The organism is Bradyrhizobium sp. Mp19 (assembly GCF_029952935.1).
Classification (GTDB): domain Bacteria; phylum Pseudomonadota; class Alphaproteobacteria; order Rhizobiales; family Xanthobacteraceae; genus Bradyrhizobium; species Bradyrhizobium elkanii.
On record NZ_JASAUT010000005.1, the window covers coordinates 137,524 to 153,802 of the forward strand.

Here is a 16,279-nt window from a genome sequence, read left to right on the forward strand (position 1 = left end):
GTGACCTATAATGCGGGCGATTCCGCGGGAGACAGCAATGCCAGACAATATCCGGGACTTGCCGGCCGGCCGGAGTGACGGCCTGTACCGCTTTCTCGGCGGATCGCCGCTCTCCGCGGCGTTCCGGTTGATTCTGCTGTCGATTCTGGTCGGTGTCGTGCTCGCCGCGATCGGCCTCGATCCATGGAACATCCTCTACAGCATCCGCCGGCTGTTCCAGAGCATCTGGGATTTCGGCTTCGACGCGATCAACTGGGCCTGGCGCTACTTCCTGCTCGGCGCTGTCATCGTGATTCCGATCTGGCTGTTGTCGCGGCTGTTCGGCGCGCCGCGCGGCCGCTGATCCCAGGGAGAGTGCACAGCCGATGCAATTGCGATTTGTCGGCTGCGGCGATGCATTCGGCTCCGGCGGCCGCTTCAACACCTGTTTCCACGTCAGCGGCGCGCGCAGCAATTTTCTGATCGATTGCGGCGCCTCGTCGCTTCCGGCGATGAAGCGGCTCGAGATCGACGGCGACGCGATCGACCTGATCCTGATCACACATTTCCACGGCGATCATTTTGCCGGCCTGCCGTTCTTCCTGCTCGACGCGCAGTTCTCCCGCCGCACCCGGCCGCTGGTGATCGCCGGGCCGCAAGGCATCGAAACGAAACTGCCTGCGGTGATGGAGGTGATGTTCGAGCATTCCTCCAAAACCAGGCAACGCTTCGATCTGTCCGTCGTCACGCTCGCGCCGCGCGAAACGCGCAGCTTCGGCGAGGTGATCGTGACGCCCTACCCTGTCGTGCATGGCGAATCCGGCGGGCCGTTCCTCGCCTACCGCGTCGGGGCGGAAGGCCGCATCATCAGCTACAGCGCCGACACCGAATGGACCGACGCGCTGATCCCGGCGGCGCAGGACGCCGACCTCTTCATCGCCGAAGCCTACATGTACGACAAAATGGTCAAGAACCATCTCAGCCTGAAGACGCTGGAAGCGCATTTGCCCGCCATCAACGCCAAGCGCGTGGTGCTGACCCATATGAGCGACGACATGCTCGGCCGCATCGACGACCTGCCCTACACGGCGGCGAGCGACGGCATGGTCGTGGTGCTCTGAGCATGCAATGCCTTGCCCGCTGCCCCTCCGCCATCGCATTGCTCTGAGAACAATTCCGGCATGGTCGCGCGACGGATGTCGCGATAGAAACGGATATTCCTTGCAATTGTAGCCATGCACGCACCCATCCACCCGAAGATCACGACGCGTCAGGTGTTCGCCATCGCCGGCCCCGCGATGGTCGCCAACCTGACCACGCCGCTGATCGGCATCGTCTCGACCACCGCGATCGGCCGGCTCGACGACGCCGCGCTGCTCGGCGGGGTGGCGATGGCCTCGGTGATCTTCGACTGCCTGTTCTGGCTGTTCGCCTTCCTGCGCATGAGCACGCTGGCCTTCACCGCGCAGGCGCAAGGCGCCGGCGAGATCAAGGAATATGCCGCGATCCTGGTGCGCGGCTTCATCGTCGCCGGCCTGATCGGCGCGGCGCTGATCGCGCTGCAGTTGCCGCTCGCGGCGGTCACGTTCCAGCTGATGGGCGGCAGCGAGGGCGTCACGCGCGCGGCCAAGAGCTATTTCATGATCCGGATCTGGTCGGCGCCGCTGGCGCTCGCCAATTACGTCATCCTAGGCTGGCTGGTCGGCCAGGCCCGCGCCAATCTGGCGCTGGCGCTGCAGATCGTGATCAATTTGATCAACATGGCCGCGACCGTGCTGCTGGTGCAGGTCTACGGCGCCGGCATCGCCGGTGCCGCGATCGCCGCCGTGCTCGCCGAGACGGCCGGTTTCGCCGTCGGCATCGTCGTGGCGTGGCGGATCTCGCAAAGCGGCTTTGCCGTGCCTGCGGCCACGCTGTTCGACCGCGCCAAGCTGATGCGCATGCTGGCGGTCAATCGCGACATCATGGTCCGCACCGCGGCGCTGATCGTCGTGTTCTTGTTTTTCACGGCCAAGGGCGCGCGCGAAGGCGACGTGACGCTGGCGGCGAATTCGGTGCTGAACAATTTCCTGCTGGTCAGCGCCTTCTTCCTCGACGGCCTCGCCAATGCCGCCCAGCAGCTGTGCGGCCGCGCCTTCGGCGCGCGCGATGCACGCGGCTTTTCCGATTCGACCCGACTGGTGCTGCTGTGGGGCATCGGCTTTGCGCTGGTCGTATCGGTGCTGTTCGCGCTGTTCGGACCGGCGCTGATCAATCTGATGACGACCAGCGACGACGTGCGCCGCTATGCCCGCGAGTTCCTGCCATTCGTGATCCTGGCACCCCTGCCCGGCGTATTCGCGTTCGGCTTCGACGGCATCTATGTCGGCGCCACCTGGGCGCGCGAGATGCGCAATCTGATGCTGGCCTCGCTCGCGATCTTCCTCGCCGCCTGGTGGGCGCTCAGCTCGTTCGGCAACACCGGCCTATGGATCGCGCTGCTCGGCTTCTACGTCGCACGCGGCGGCCTGCAGGGCCTGCGCTATCCGGCGCTGCTCAGGAAGACGTTCAAATGAACGAAGCGACGCTCTGCTCCCTCGCCCCGCTCTTGCGGGGAGAGGGTTGGGGTGAGGGGCTGCCTCCATAGAGGAGGTGGGAGCTGATTACGCGGAAGCTCCCCCTCACCCGGATCGCATCTGCGATGCGATCCGACCTCTCCCCGCAAGCGGGGCGAGGTAACTTGGAAGCTACCTCACCGGCCAGTCCTCGGCTGTAATCGTCGCCGCATCGGCGCCGACGATTTCCGACAGCGAGTCGCGGCCGGTGCGCAGCAGGGTCGAGGACAGATCGCGCTTGATGTCGTCGACGAGGCCGAGGCCCTTGTAGACCAGCGAGGAATAGAGCTGGATCAGGCTGGCCCCGGCACGGATCTTGGTCAGTGCGGCGCCGCCGCTATCGATGCCGCCGACGCCGATCAAGGGAAACGCGCCTTCGACGCGGACATAGGTCTCGGCCACCATCCGCGTCGATAGCCGGAACAGCGGACGGCCCGACAGGCCGCCCTGCTCCTTGGCGCGATTCTCCTCGCGCAAGGTCGAGGGCCGCGCCAGCGTGGTGTTGGCGACGATCATGCCGTCGACGCGCCGCGAGCGGGCGATGTGCACGACGTCGTCGAGCTCGGCAAGGCTGAGGTCCGGCGCGATCTTGAGCAGGACCGGCGAGTCGCCGGCGTTCTTGCGCACGCGCTCGCGGGTGTCGATGACCCGCGCCAGCAAATCGTCGAGCGCGGCCGATTGCTGCAAATTGCGCAAGCCGGGCGTGTTCGGCGAAGAGACGTTGACGGTGAAATAGCTCGCGACCGGCGCAAACGTCTCGATCAGCTTCACATAATCGGCGGCGCGGTCGGGCGAATCCTTGTTGGCCCCGACATTGACCCCGATAATGCCGCCGGCGCTGGCGCGCGCGGCGAGCCGCCGCAGCACGGCCTCCGCGCCGTCATTGTTGAAGCCCATGCGGTTGATGACGGCCTCGTCGCGCTCGAGGCGAAACAGCCGCGGCCGCGGGTTGCCGCCTTGCGGCTTCGGCGTCACCGAGCCGATCTCGACAAAGCCGAAGCCGAGCCGCAGCAGCGCGTCGGGCACCTCGGCGCTCTTGTCGAAACCCGCCGCCATGCCGATCGGATTTGGAAAGTTGAGTCCGAAGGCGCGCACCGCGAGCTTGGGATCGTCCGGCCGCTGCCGGATCGGCGGCAGCAGCTTCAGGCCCTGGATCGCCATGCGATGGGCATCCTCGGGATCGAACCAGCGCAGCAGCGGCAGCGAAAAGGCGTCGAAGGCACGGATCACGGCTTCAGCTCCGGAACGTCGTGGCCACCGTCGGAGCGCGCGCGCAGGTCGAGGATCTCGGTGACCGCGCCGAGGTCGAGTTCGCCATAGAGATGCGGGAACAGCTCGCCATTGCGCGACCGCTCCCAGCGCAGGGCATCGCCCAGCGCATCGGCATCGACCGCGACCAGGAACAGGCCGGTTTGCCCGTGGTAGTGCTTGCGCGCGGTCTCGGCGACCTGGGAGGCGGTGGAAAAATGGATGAAGCCGTCGCGTTTGTCGTCGGCACTGCCCCGGTACACGCCCTGCCGCTCGGCCTCGCGCCAGGCCGAAGCGGGGGTGATTTTGTAGATCATCGGCACGGGCCGGCCTTCCCTTTTGTCCTTGAGTCTCTTGGGGTTTTATCCGGATTTGAGGGGAAATGCCCCAGACGCCATCTGGCGAGCGAGGGACCGTATCGGCGGCGGCGGCGCAACTCAAGCGGTGCCAGGACACATCGGCCGACAGATTTGCGAAAACGCCAAGTTTCAGGCAATAATTCCTACCATCCGGGATATCCTCGATGGCCAAACAGCCCAAAGCCACCCGACCGCTGACCCACGCGCAGGTCTGGGCCGCGCTTGACCGGCTCGCCGAACGCGCCGGCCTGTCGCCGTCCGGCCTTGCCAAGCAGTCCGGACTCGACCCCACCACCTTCAACAAGTCCAAGCGCGTGACGGGCGACGGGCGCGAGCGCTGGCCCTCGACCGAATCGCTCTCCAAGGCGCTGGCGGCGAGCAATGCCAGCATGGAGACCTTCGTGCAGTTGCTCGGCGATGGCGCGCGCGGCGGACAGTCGGTGCCGCTGATCGGCTTCGCGCAGGCCGGTGCAGGCGGCTATTTCGACGACAGCGGCTTTCCCGCCGGCAAGGGCTGGGACGAAGTCGCGCTGCCGGCGACATCAGACGAGCACGCCTATGCGCTGGAGATCGAGGGCGACTCGATGAAGCCGGCCTATCGCGAAGGTGATATCATCGTGGTGTCACCCGCGACCGCGATCCGCCGCGGCGACCGCGTGGTGGTGCGCACGACCGGCGGCGAGGTGATGGTGAAGGAATTGAGACGCCGCACCGCCAAGATGCTGGAACTCGGATCGCTCAATCCGGAGCACCCCGACCGCATGCTCGATGCCGAGGAAGTCGCGTGGATCGCACGCGTGGTGTGGGCGAGCCAGTAGCCGGGCAGGTAAACACCGGCGTCGTCCCGGGCAAGCGAAGCGCGACCCGGGACCCATAACCACCACTCATCGTGCTTGAGCGAGCTGGGGCCACAGCTGGCTTCGACAACATTACCCTGTGGTTATGGGTCCCGGCTTTCGCCGGGACGACGGCGGAGGTTGCGGCGCGCTCCCTGCCAGCCTTACGTCGCGTAGTCCGGCTCCTTGCGATCCAGCATCCGCTTCAGCGCATCGAAATGCCGCTGCGCCGGGGACGGGCCGTTGTAGAGATGGTCGTCGCGGAAATCGCGCTTGGTCTTCTCCACCACGTGCTGCGGCAATTGCTTGAGCGGCTGCTGCGTCCACATCGCGTAGATCTGCACCTGCGCGGCGCGTTCGATGTAATAGAGTCGGTCATAAGCATCGGCGACCGTCTCGCCGACGGTCGAGATGCCATGATTGGCCATGAACAGGATGGTCTTGTTGCCGATCGCCCTGGCGAGCCGCGCGCCTTCCTCGGGATCGAGCGCGGGGCCGGTGTAGAGATCGTCATAGGCAATCGCTTCCGACAGACCGACCTCGGTCTGCCCGATCTCCTTGATGCGCGGATCCTCGAGCCGCGTCAGCGCGCTCGCATAGGGCATGTGGGTGTGGAACACGGCCTTGGCCTGCGGCAGCGCCTTGTGGATCGGCGCATGGATGCAATAGCAGGAGCGCTCGACCTCACCCTCGCCGCGCTTCACCTCGGCATCGTCGATGCCGACCTCCATGAAGGACGATGCCGTCACCTCCGACCAGTGCAAGCCGAACGGGATCTGGTAGTAGCGGTCGGTGCGGCCGGGCACCACGAGGGTGAGATGGTTGAAAATACCTTCCGAAAAGCCGTGGATGTAGGCGAGCCGATGCGCCGCCGCGAGATCGACCCGCGCCTGCCATTCCTCGGCGCTCGAACTGTCCTGCAGCGATGTCGGCGAAACCCTGAACTGCATGCGCATGCTCCCATCTGTGCCGGCCTCTCCGCGGAGGCCGTGCTGATTTTATGAATGCGACTGTAGCGCAATCCGGCGCCAGGCTCCGGTGAAATTGCCGATGGCCTGCTATCCGAATTTTGCGGGCTCGGCGTCATTATGTGATGATGCGATGCGAAGACCGCGGATCGGCGGCTTCGTTGGCTGCGGCGGAAAGCCACATGAGCGGCCTGCACTTTCCAACCCAACGCAACACACTCCGCAAAGCCCAGAGTCACGCCATGACAGGACCATCCGACCGCAAAACCATCGCCATCGTCGGCCTCGGCAGCATCGGCGGCATCATCACCGGCCTGCTGCGGGCGGTCGACAAGCATGACGTGATCGCCTGTGTCCGGCGGCCGCTCGATCGCCTCACGGTCGAGCGGGCGGAAGGCACGGTGGAGGTGCCGCTGCGCGCCCTCACCGATCCGGCAGAGGCTACGCCGGTCGACTGGGTGTTGTTGTCAACCAAGGCGCAGGACACGGAATCGAGCGCGCCCTGGCTGCAGAGGCTGTGCGGGCCGCGGACGCGTGTCGCGGTGCTGCAGAACGGCATCGGCCACGCGGAGCGGCTGGCGTCATTGGTCGGCGCCGCCACGGTCGTTCCGACCATCGTCTATTACAACGGCGAACGGCTGGCGCCGGATCGCGTCCGCTTCCGCCGCGCCGGCGAGCATGAATTCGCGGTTGCCGATGATACAGACGGGCGCGCGTTCGAAGCGCTGCTGGATGGCACGGCGATGCGCGTGCGGCGCTCCGCCGATTTCACCACGCTGGCGTGGCGCAAGCTTCTGCTCAATGCGGTCGCCAATCCGATCACCGCACTCACCTTGCAACGGCAGGCGGTGTTCCGCCGCGCGGACGTCAAGGCGCTGTGCCGCGCCATCCTCGAGGAGGCCGCGAGTGTCGGCCGCGCCGACGGCGCACAGCTCGCGCCCGACGAGGCCGAGCTGATGCTGGCGACGTTGTTGACCTATCCGCCCGACGCCGGCACCTCGATGTATTTCGATCGTGTCGCGGGACGCCCGTTCGAAGCCGACGCTCTCACCGGCGCGATCGTCGCGGCCGGCGAACGGCACGGCGTGCCGACGCCGCTCAACGGCCTGCTGCTGACGCTGTTGCGCGCCACCAGCGACGGCCTGCGCGACGCGGCGCAGGCCGAGCCGCGATGAGCGGCGCGATCCCTACGACGACCGCGCCAGCGCACCGTCGATCATGTTGACCGCGTTCTGCACGCCGTAGACCGCGACGAAGGAGCCGAAGCGCGGGCCCTTCTCCTGCCCGAGCAGCACCTGGTAGAGCATGTTGAACCAGTCGAGCGAGACGCCGGGACGGCCGTCCTTGCCCTTCTTGACCATGTCGAGGAACGGCTCGCGGCGGCCGATCTCATAGACCACATTCTGGATGTCTTCCGCGCTCGCGTTCGCCGGCATGTTGGCGAGCGCATCGCGCAGATCCTGCAGCGCGGCGCGCTCTCCGTCGGTCGGCTCGCGGAACTGCTTGGTCGGCGCCACGAAGTCGCGATAGTAGTTGATGGCGTAGCCGACCATCGCATCGAGCTTCGGATGGGTCTGCGGCGTCACGCCCGGCCGGTAGCGGCCGATGAAGCCCCACAGCGTCTCGGCATTCTCCGCGTTCGACGACGACACCAGCGTCAACAGCAGCTGGAAGGTGACCGGCATATCGGCCTGCGGCGGCTTGCCGGAATGGATGTGCCAGACCGGATTTTGCAGCTGCTGCCGCGCTTCCTGCCGCGCGAAGCCGTCGAGGAATTGCTGGTAGTCGTCGACATTGCGCGGGATGACGTCGAAATAGAGCCGCTTCGCCGCCTTGGGCTCGCGATACATGAACAGCGACAGCGATTCCGGCGAGGCGTAGCGCAGCCACTCGTCGATGGTCAGGCCGTTGCCCTTCGACTTCGAGATCTTCTGGCCCTTCTCGTCGAGGAACAGTTCGTAGTTGAAACCTTCCGGCGGCGTGCCGCCGAGCGCCGAGCAGATCTTGCCCGACAGCTTCACCGAGTCGATCAAATCCTTGCCGGCCATTTCATAGTCGACACCGAGGGCGTACCAGCGCATCGCCCAGTCCGGCTTCCATTGCAGCTTGCAGCGGCCGCCGGTGACAGGAACCGTGACGCTCTCCTTGGTATCGGGATCTTCATACGAGATCGTGCCGGCCTTGGCGTCATGCGCCGTCACCGGCACGTAGAGCACGAGGCCGGTGCGCGGGCAGATCGGCAGGAACGGCGAGTAGCTCGCCGCGCGCTCCTCGCGCAGCGACGGCAGCATGATCGCCATCACCTTCTCGATCCGCTCCAGCATGCGCAGCAGCGCGGCGTCGAAGCGGCCGGAGGTGTAGTACTCGGTCGAGCTCGCGAATTCGTAGTCGAAGCCGAACTGGTCGAGGAACGCGCGCAACCGCGCATTGTTGTGCTGGCCGAAGCTCGGATGGGTGCCGAACGGATCGGGCACCTTGGTCAGCGGCCTGCCGAGATGCTGCTCCAGCAGCTCCTTGTTCGGCACGTTGTCCGGCACCTTGCGCAGGCCGTCCATGTCGTCGGAGAAGGCGAGCAGGCGCGTCTTGATCTTGTCCTCGGTGAGCACGCGGAAGGCGTGGCGCACCATCGTGGTGCGCGCGACCTCGCCGAAAGTGCCGATATGCGGCAGGCCCGACGGGCCGTAGCCGGTCTCGAACAGCACCTCGTCCTTGGGATTTTTCTTCAGCCGCGCCACAATCGCTTTCGCCTGCTCGAACGGCCATGCGTTGGATTGTTCGGCGAGCGCCCGCAGGTCGCTCGGGCTGGCAGAAGGATCAATCACGGACATTCCTCAGGTTCTCTCCAAAAAGGCCGCGAAAACTAACGCTTTCGCGGCAAAATGCAAAACGACGGGAAGTTTGTCGTCATTCCGGGGCGATGCGCAGCATCGAACCCGGAATCTCGAGATTCCGGGTCTGGTCCTACGGACCATCCCGGAATGACGAACTCAGAACGGGCTGACCGAGAAATAGCGCAGCCACAGATCGGTGAAGCGGCCTTTTTCCCAGATCCGGAACAGCGCCCAGTTCAGCGACTGCCGGAGCAGATCGTTACCCTTGCGGACGGCGATGCCGACGCCCTCGCCGAAATAGCGGCTCTCGACAAAGGGACCGCCGGAAAACGCGCAGCATTCGGCGGAATCGGTGCCGTTGATCCAGAACGCGAGCGAGATCGCATCGCCAAAGATGAAGTCGACCTCGCCGCGGCGCAGCGCCGCGCGCAGCGCGTCGTTATCCGGATAGGAATGGATCTCGGCGTCGGTGAACATCGCCTTGAGGTAGGCCTCGTGCGAGGTACCGGCGATGACGCCGACCTTCTTGCCCTCGAGATATTCCGGGCGGATTTCCGGCATCACGTTGTCACGGCGCGACACGAAGCGTGCCGGCGCGCGGTAATAGGGATCGGTGAAATCGACCTTGGCGCGCAGCTGCGGCGTCACCGCCATCGACGCGATGATGGCATCGCCACGGTTGGTCGCCAGGGCATCGATCAGCGTCTCGAAGCGGCGCATCTGGATGGTGCAGGTGACCTTGATCTCGTCGCAGAGCGAACGCGCCAGGTCGACGTTGAAACCGGCCGGATTGCCGTCGGGACCGGTGAAATTGAACGGCGGATAGTCGGTCTCGGTCAGGAAGCGGATCACGGTGAGGCGCGACAGGTCCGGGCGGTCCGGCCGGCGCCGCGGGTCCCAGAAACCCGGCACCGCCTGCGGCGCGGCCTCGGCGGCGGCCTTGGGCGGCAGGGCCGGGGCTGGCTGGGTTGCCGCCGGGGCCGCAGGCGCGGCCTGCGGTGCAGCCGGCGCCGGCCTGGCGGGCGGAGCCGGCGCAGGGGCCGTCTTGGCCGCCGGTGGCTGCGCCGGAGGCGCCTGCCCGATCGCAGGACCTGCCATGGCCAGCAAGGCAGCCGCGATCATGCCCGCAGCCAGGTGACGCTGGCGCGAACGGACGGCAAGGGGCTGGACAGAGGGATTTGGCATAACCGGCAATTTCAGGAAATTGAACGGCTTATAGCCGAATCGGCGCCCGAAGCGAGCGCCGATTGGGTTAATTCTGAACCGGAAATGGCGATCAGAGATACCGTTTGAGATCGGCCGCCGCCTCTTCCGGCGTCCGTTTCAGATTGAACGGCGCGACGAAATGACCGTCGCGGTCCATCAGATAGATCAGCGCAGTGTGGTCCATCGTGTAGTCGCCATCCTTCAGCGGCACTTTCTTGGCGTAGACACGATAGCTCGACAGCACCTTGGCGATCGCCGCGGGATCGCCGGTCAGGCCCTTGAGGTGCGGATCGAAGCTCGACAGGTAATCCTTCATCGCGGTGGCGGTGTCGCGTTCCGGATCGACCGAGACGAAATAGGCATTCACGCGATCGGCGTCCTTGCCCATCGCCTTCAGCACCTCCGAGATCTCGAACAGCGAGGTCGGGCAGATGTCCGGGCAATGGGTGAATCCGAAGAAAATCAGGGTCGGCTTGCCCTGGAGGTTCTTGTCGGTGACCGTCTGGCCGGACTGGTCGGTGAGCTGGAACGACCCGCCGATCGCGGCCGGCGCGGCAACGGTGCGCAAGCCGCCGATCGCCCACAGCATGAGGAACAAGCCGACCGCCAGACTGCCCGCGAAGGCAGCGAAGATCACCAATGGGCGCGTGGTCCGAGGCATGATTCGAGGGCGTCCTTGTCAGAAGCAGGCGGAGATGCCGGCCGTGATCATTTCGAAAAACACCGCGGTCCCGTAGTGGAACCAGAGCGCGGCAGCGGCAAGCAGGGCCGATCCGCCGATAGCGGCCGCACCCCACAGGATCGCAGACGCTACCCGGCCCTGCGGAGCCGCTACGAGCTCGGATCGGGTGGAGATCGGCTGAACCATGAGGCTGAGATAAGCCCGGTTCCGGCAGGCAGCAAGCGCAATGGCGGTCGCAGGCCGTCAAATGATGGCGAGCGATTCCGATGCCTGCTGGTCCATCCCCCGGCGTATGACCAGGCCAATGGCCGACGAGGGGCAAACAGAGAAGCAGCCGGAGCTTAGTGCGCGGGCTTCGGCGCCGAGGCCTGCGCGTTGAGGTAGCACGGTTTGTACAGCGCCTGCAGTTGCTTGCCGCGCAGGAAGATCATGCGCCGGGTCAGGCCACCACGCTCCGAAATCCATCTGCGTACCGCCGGCGGATACATCAGGTACAGCATATGGGTGGCTTCGGGATTGGGGACCGGGCGGCCGTTGTCGCCGTAGTCCCAGGCTGCGTGGAAGCCGAGACTGGCGTGCGAGGTCACACAAATCCGGTCGTGAGGAACCTTGCCGAGCACGATGGTACAGGCCGAGGCACACAGCCCGTCGATGATGACCGTCTCGCCCGATGTCCGCAGGTCCTGATACCTGTCGACATAGACGCCGATCTTGCCGCCGCGATCGTCGGCGATCCTGACTACAGCTTGAGACGTCCCCATTCCCGCCAGCAGGAGAACCGCAGCGAGCAACCCCGTCATCAACTTCATTTTGGCCAGCCCCAGTCGAAACCGAATCTGTTTGGTCTGTGATGCAAGACAATCGTGAGCGTGTTGCGCGCGCGTATTTTTGTCCAGACGAGCGAAGCCGGTCAAAACAAATTCAAATTGGGTGTTGCGCGCACGCTGCAGTGGGACTGGGAAAGGTCCCAAACTGGAACAGCGTGGCGCGCGTGCTTGGTGCTCCGCCGCCACAGGCAAGGTCCATTTGGCGTTGACCGCACGCAATGAGGCGGTCTTGAATCCCGATGGGACCGGGGGACTCAAACATGGCTGAGGATGCAGATGTGATCGTGGTTGGCGCGGGGCTTGCCGGTCTCGTCGCCGCAACCGAGATTGCCGACGCAGGCAAGCGCGTCATCGTGCTCGACCAGGAAGGGGAACAGAGCATCGGCGGCCAGGCCTTCTGGTCGTTTGGCGGCCTGTTCCTGGTCGATTCGCCGGAGCAGCGTCGGCTCGGCATCAGGGATTCCGCAGACCTCGCACTGCAGGACTGGATGGGCACCGCCGGTTTCGATCGCGAGGAGGATTACTGGCCGCGCAAATGGGCTGAAGCCTATGTCGCGTTCGCGGCGGGCGAGAAACGCGACTGGCTGCGCGCCATGGGCCATCGCATCTTCCCGGTGGTCGGCTGGGCCGAGCGCGGCGGTTACGACGCGATGGGCCATGGCAATTCGGTGCCGCGCTTCCACGTCACCTGGGGCACGGGACCCGGCATCGTCGAGCCGTTCGAGCGCCGCGCGCGCGAGGCCGCGAAGAGCGGACGGCTGGTGTTCAAGTTCCGCCACCGCGTCGATGCGCTCAGCGTCACCAACGGTGTGGTCGACGGCGTCAGCGGCGTGATCCTGGAACCGACCTCGGTCGAGCGCGGCAAGAGTTCCTCGCGCGAGGTCGTCGGCGATTTTTCCTTTCGCGCGCAGGCCGTGATCGTCGCGTCCGGCGGCATCGGCGGCAATCATGATCTGGTGCGGCAGAACTGGCCGAAGCGGCTCGGCGAGCCGCCCAAGTTCATGATCTCCGGCGTGCCCGAACATGTCGACGGCCGCATGATCGGCGTCACCGAGGCTGCGGGCGGGCGGCTGATCAACCGTGACCGCATGTGGCACTATGTCGAAGGCATCCGGAACTGGAACCCGATCTGGCCGCGTCACGGCATCCGGATCCTACCGGGACCGTCGTCGCTGTGGTTCGACGCGTCAGGCAAGCGGCTGCCGGCGCCGCTGTTCCCGGGCTCCGACACGCTCGGGCAACTGCACTACATCATGGGCACCGGCTACGATTATTCGTGGTTCATCCTGACCCAGAGCATCATCAAGAAGGAGTTCGCGCTGTCCGGCTCCGAGCAGAACCCCGACCTCACCGGCAAGAGCTGGCGCATGACGATCAAGCGCGCCACCAACAAGGGCGCGCCGGCGCCGGTGGAGGCGTTCAAGCAGCACGGCGCCGACTTCATCGTGCGCGACAATCTCGCCGATCTCATCGGTGCCATGAACAAGCTCGCAGGCAACGATCTGTTGCAGTTCGACGCCATCAAGGCGCAGATCGAGGCGCGCGACCGCGAGATCACCAACCCCTACGTCAAGGATGCGCAGGTGATGAACCTGCACAATGCGCGGCGCTATATCGGCGACAGGCTGATCCGCACCGCGAAGCCGCACCGCATCCTCGATCCCGAGCACGGCCCGCTGATCGCGGTGAAGCTCAACATTCTCACCCGCAAGACGCTCGGCGGGTTCGAGACCGATCTCGATTCGCGTGTATTCGGCAACGATCACCAGATCATCCGCGGCCTCTACGCGGCCGGCGAAGCCGCCGGCTTCGGCGGTGGCGGCGTGCATGGCTATCGCTCGCTGGAAGGCACGTTCCTCGGCGGCTGCCTGTTCTCGGGCCGCAACGCAGGGCGCGCGGCAGCGAAGGCGGTGAACTAAAGCGCGCCTTTCCCTGATGCGGGCGTTGAGGCCCGTCGGCGAGAACCGGCGGGCCTCGATTTGCTGAGTCCGAATTTGTTCAGGCGGTCTTGGTGAAAAGCGTCAGGATGCCGTTGGTGAGATTCACCGCGACAACTTGTGCCGAGCTGAGGCCCTTCGCCTTCAGCGCGGATACTGCTTCTTCAGACGCGTCGATGGAACCGCGAAGGTTCCGCAGGTCGTCTTCGCTTGCCTTTGCGACGACAGCCTCGACCTTCGACCGGGCGTCGGGCTTGAGTTCCTTGATGTCCACGACCTGGATGCTCCGGATGGCGGTGGGCTGATCAGATTGAGCCTGCGGCATCGCCTTCGGTTGCGTTCCCTGCACCTGCGCCCAAGCAGGTGTTCCGAGCGAGAGCGCCGCAACGATGACGGACGCCGTAGAGATGCGGATGCGCATGACTATTCCTTGTGTTGATTGCCCCCAACATGCCGCGACAACGGGCTTTCCTTGCTTAAGGTTCCGCCGGAAATCCGCTCTCTGGACCGGTGCAGCATGAACTTACGGGACCGTCGCCGGGGGGCGTCGGCAAAATATCGAAAACAACCCCATGCAAAGTAGCCGGCGGTGGCCGGCGTTCGACCAAGCAACTTGACACGTCGGGCAACTCAGACATATTCTTCTAATATTCAGAAATTGCGCATCTTGCTCTAGTCCGCCTCCGCGCCGAGGAAGCGGACGCCGAACGTGTCGGCGTTGGCCTCGCCCCAATCGTAGAGTGCCTGCAGCATCGGCTTCAGCATCTCGCCGCGCTTGGTCAGGCAATAGCGCGAGGAGCCGCCGCCGCGCTCCCGCCTGACGAAGCCTGAATTGCAGAGATCGCGCAGGCGTTCGGTCAACACCTTGTCGCTGAGCTGCGGGATGTCGTGGCGCAATTCGCCGTAGCGCATCGGCCGCACCTTGAGCCGGCTCAGGATCACCGTCTTCCATTTGCCGCTGAGCTGATCGATCGAGAACTCGACCGGGCAACCATATTTGCGCTTGGTCTTGCGGATCATTGCAACTCTCCCGCGGCACTTTCCATCTGGTTCGTTGAGAGCCGCCATCGATCCATCTAAGCACGCTTGGCACGGGTTGGGCGAGTTCAGGGATCATTGCAAGGCATGACAGACGACAATTCCGCCCAGGGTCCAAGCGACAAGCAACAGCCGCGCAAGCGCATCGTCGTCAGACGCAACGGGCCCTACGAACCCGACCCTGACATTCCGATCGTCGATCATCTCGGCGTGCCGATCGCAGCGAAGGCGGCGGTGCGGCTCTGCCGCTGCGGACAATCGCAAACCAAGCCGTTCTGCGACGACAGCCACGTCGCGCGCGGTTTCACCGACGCCAGGGATCCGCGGCGCGTGCCGGACAGGCTCGAGGTCTATGCGGGGCAGCAGGCCTATGTGTTCGACAATCGCGGCACCTGCGCGCATTCCGGCTTCTGCACCAACCGGCTCGCCTCCGTGTTTCGTCTCGGCGAGCAGCCTTTCATCGCACCCAGCGGCGCGCGCTTGGACGATCTCATCAACGCGGTGCGCAGGTGCCCGTCGGGGGCACTCGGCATCGGCATTGGCCCCGAGCGGAACGCCAACCTGTCCGATGTCAACCGGCCGCCGCAGATCGAAGTGTCGAAGGACGGGCCCTATCGCGTCACCGGCCATGTCGAGCTGGTCGATGAGGATGGCGCATCGATCACGCGGAACGCGGGCGCGTCGCAGGAGCATGTCAGCCTGTGCCGCTGCGGCGCATCGCTGAACAAGCCGTTTTGCAGCGGCATGCACTGGAATGTCGAATTTCGCGATCCCGTTCCCGATCCGATGCGCGAGCCGACGCTGTTCGAATGGGCCGGCGGCTATCCGGCGCTGCTCGACATGACGCGCATCTTCTACAGCCGCTACGTGCCTGAGGATCCGCTGCTCGGGCCGCTGTTCGCGGAGATGTCGCCGGACCATCCCGAACGGGTGGCGGCGTGGCTGAGCGAAGTGTTCGGCGGCCCGCGCTTCTACACCGAGCGCTATGGCGGCTATCGGCGGATGGTGTCGCAGCACATCGGCAAGGAGATCCGGCCGGAGCAGCGCGCGCTGTGGGCGACCTACATGGTGCAAAGCGCCGACGATGCCGGCTTGCCGACCGATCCGGAATTCCGCGCCGCCTTCGTCGCCTATATCGAATGGGGCTCGCGGATCGCGGTCGAGAATTCCGGCGCCGGCGCAACGCCGCCGCCGAACATGCCGGTGCCGCGATGGTGGTGGGTCTGCAACGCAACGCCGGCCGCACGGCCGTCCGCAACCGCGAGCGATGCGCAGGCCGCGAACGAGATCAGCGTAGCACTCCCTGGTCCCGACGAGGCCGTGCAGTTCGAACACCACATCCGGCCGCTGTTCCGGCCGATGGATCGCAGTTCGATGCTGTTCGCCTTCGATCTCTGGAAGGAGGAGGATGTCGCCAGACACGGTCAGCAAATCCTGGCACGGCTCGAGGCCGGGACCATGCCCTGCGACGGCGCCTGGCCGGCCGAGCGAGTGGCGCTGTTCGCGCGCTGGGCGAACGCGCTGAAGACAGTAACCTAGGTCCGTGCACCCATAATTCGGCCGGGCTGACGGCTCGCAAGAGTCCACTATGCCCCGGTAGCGATCAAATTCCGCATCGAAAAATGACGCGATGGGCCAGAAGCGGTCAACCCAGCCTGGCTGGTGTTTGCACGATCACTGTCAATAGCCGAAAATCATTCGTAGCTGCGTTCTTGTTAGGCCCAGCGAAAGTCGCTCGACTGGTTTTCCTGCGGATCGCCATGTCGCACGGCCT

The 16,279-nt window shown here is 65.2% G+C and carries 16 protein-coding genes; 7 read left to right on the top strand and 9 right to left on the bottom strand.

Annotated features, from left to right (window positions below; genetic code table 11):
• Positions 1-37: 37 nt before the first annotated feature.
• The 3 genes from QJT82_RS08660 (at position 38) to QJT82_RS08670 (ending at position 2,534) form a co-directional block, all read left to right on the top strand.
• Positions 38-343: a DUF6460 domain-containing protein gene (locus tag QJT82_RS08660; RefSeq protein WP_028339021.1), complete on the top strand. Its 306-nt coding sequence runs from the start codon at positions 38-40 to the stop codon at positions 341-343.
• Positions 344-365: 22 nt separating this feature from the next.
• Complete coding sequence (locus QJT82_RS08665) at positions 366-1,100, top strand: MBL fold metallo-hydrolase (RefSeq protein ID WP_028339022.1); 735 nt, start codon at positions 366-368, stop codon at positions 1,098-1,100.
• 114 nt (positions 1,101-1,214) lie between these two features.
• A complete protein-coding gene (locus tag QJT82_RS08670; protein ID WP_028339023.1) occupies positions 1,215-2,534 on the top strand; it encodes an MATE family efflux transporter in 1,320 nt (439 codons plus the stop codon).
• Positions 2,535-2,705: 171 nt separating this feature from the next.
• Here the strand turns inward: QJT82_RS08670 and QJT82_RS08675 are convergent, their stop codons facing one another.
• Together QJT82_RS08675 and QJT82_RS08680 are read right to left on the bottom strand one after the other, a co-directional pair.
• Positions 2,706-3,803 carry a quinone-dependent dihydroorotate dehydrogenase gene (locus QJT82_RS08675; RefSeq protein WP_028339024.1) on the bottom strand — a complete coding sequence of 366 codons (1,098 nt, stop codon included), beginning with the start codon at positions 3,801-3,803 and terminating at the stop codon, positions 2,706-2,708.
• Complete coding sequence (locus QJT82_RS08680; protein ID WP_028339025.1) at positions 3,800-4,144, bottom strand: DUF952 domain-containing protein; 345 nt, start codon at positions 4,142-4,144, stop codon at positions 3,800-3,802. Before QJT82_RS08680 ends, QJT82_RS08675 begins: the two co-directional genes overlap by 4 nt.
• A gap of 200 nt (positions 4,145-4,344) precedes the next feature.
• Here QJT82_RS08680 and QJT82_RS08685 point away from each other — a divergent pair, with 200 nt between their 5' ends.
• A complete protein-coding gene (locus tag QJT82_RS08685; RefSeq protein WP_028339026.1) occupies positions 4,345-4,998 on the top strand; it encodes a helix-turn-helix transcriptional regulator in 654 nt (217 codons plus the stop codon).
• A 182-nt stretch (positions 4,999-5,180) separates the two neighbouring features.
• Here the strand turns inward: QJT82_RS08685 and QJT82_RS08690 are convergent, their stop codons facing one another.
• Positions 5,181-5,966, bottom strand: a complete 786-nt coding sequence (locus QJT82_RS08690; RefSeq protein WP_245288641.1) for a class II aldolase/adducin family protein — start codon at positions 5,964-5,966, stop codon at positions 5,181-5,183.
• 260 nt (positions 5,967-6,226) lie between these two features.
• On the opposite strand from QJT82_RS08690, the gene QJT82_RS08695 reads away from it, so the two are divergent.
• Positions 6,227-7,159: a 2-dehydropantoate 2-reductase gene (locus QJT82_RS08695; RefSeq protein ID WP_051447725.1), complete on the top strand. Its 933-nt coding sequence runs from the start codon at positions 6,227-6,229 to the stop codon at positions 7,157-7,159.
• A 12-nt stretch (positions 7,160-7,171) separates the two neighbouring features.
• Here the strand turns inward: QJT82_RS08695 and QJT82_RS08700 are convergent, their stop codons facing one another.
• The 4 genes from QJT82_RS08700 to QJT82_RS08715 all read right to left on the bottom strand — a co-directional run bounded on the left by QJT82_RS08700 (position 7,172) and on the right by QJT82_RS08715 (position 11,512).
• Positions 7,172-8,812, bottom strand: coding sequence for a lysine--tRNA ligase (locus tag QJT82_RS08700; protein WP_028339028.1), 1,641 nt, complete (start codon positions 8,810-8,812; stop codon positions 7,172-7,174).
• A gap of 159 nt (positions 8,813-8,971) precedes the next feature.
• The gene (locus QJT82_RS08705; protein WP_028339029.1) at positions 8,972-10,000 is read right to left on the bottom strand and encodes a transporter substrate-binding domain-containing protein; all 1,029 of its coding nucleotides are present in this window, start codon (positions 9,998-10,000) and stop codon (positions 8,972-8,974) included.
• 91 nt (positions 10,001-10,091) lie between these two features.
• Positions 10,092-10,682 (bottom strand): SCO family protein, encoded by a 591-nt coding sequence (locus QJT82_RS08710; RefSeq protein WP_028339030.1) that lies wholly within the window; start codon positions 10,680-10,682, stop codon positions 10,092-10,094.
• A 362-nt stretch (positions 10,683-11,044) separates the two neighbouring features.
• Complete coding sequence (locus tag QJT82_RS08715) at positions 11,045-11,512, bottom strand: hypothetical protein (RefSeq protein WP_028339032.1); 468 nt, start codon at positions 11,510-11,512, stop codon at positions 11,045-11,047.
• A 278-nt stretch (positions 11,513-11,790) separates the two neighbouring features.
• On the opposite strand from QJT82_RS08715, the gene QJT82_RS08720 reads away from it, so the two are divergent.
• Positions 11,791-13,449 carry an FAD-binding dehydrogenase gene (locus QJT82_RS08720; RefSeq protein ID WP_028339033.1) on the top strand — a complete coding sequence of 553 codons (1,659 nt, stop codon included), beginning with the start codon at positions 11,791-11,793 and terminating at the stop codon, positions 13,447-13,449.
• A 79-nt stretch (positions 13,450-13,528) separates the two neighbouring features.
• On the opposite strand, the gene QJT82_RS08725 is transcribed toward QJT82_RS08720, so the two are convergent.
• Both QJT82_RS08725 and QJT82_RS08730 read right to left on the bottom strand, forming a co-directional pair.
• Positions 13,529-13,888 (bottom strand): hypothetical protein, encoded by a 360-nt coding sequence (locus QJT82_RS08725; protein WP_038384505.1) that lies wholly within the window; start codon positions 13,886-13,888, stop codon positions 13,529-13,531.
• A gap of 251 nt (positions 13,889-14,139) precedes the next feature.
• Positions 14,140-14,487, bottom strand: coding sequence for a helix-turn-helix domain-containing protein (locus tag QJT82_RS08730; RefSeq protein ID WP_028339034.1), 348 nt, complete (start codon positions 14,485-14,487; stop codon positions 14,140-14,142).
• A 105-nt stretch (positions 14,488-14,592) separates the two neighbouring features.
• Here QJT82_RS08730 and QJT82_RS08735 point away from each other — a divergent pair, with 105 nt between their 5' ends.
• Complete coding sequence (locus QJT82_RS08735; protein WP_028339035.1) at positions 14,593-16,044, top strand: CDGSH iron-sulfur domain-containing protein; 1,452 nt, start codon at positions 14,593-14,595, stop codon at positions 16,042-16,044.
• Positions 16,045-16,279 lie beyond the last annotated feature (235 nt).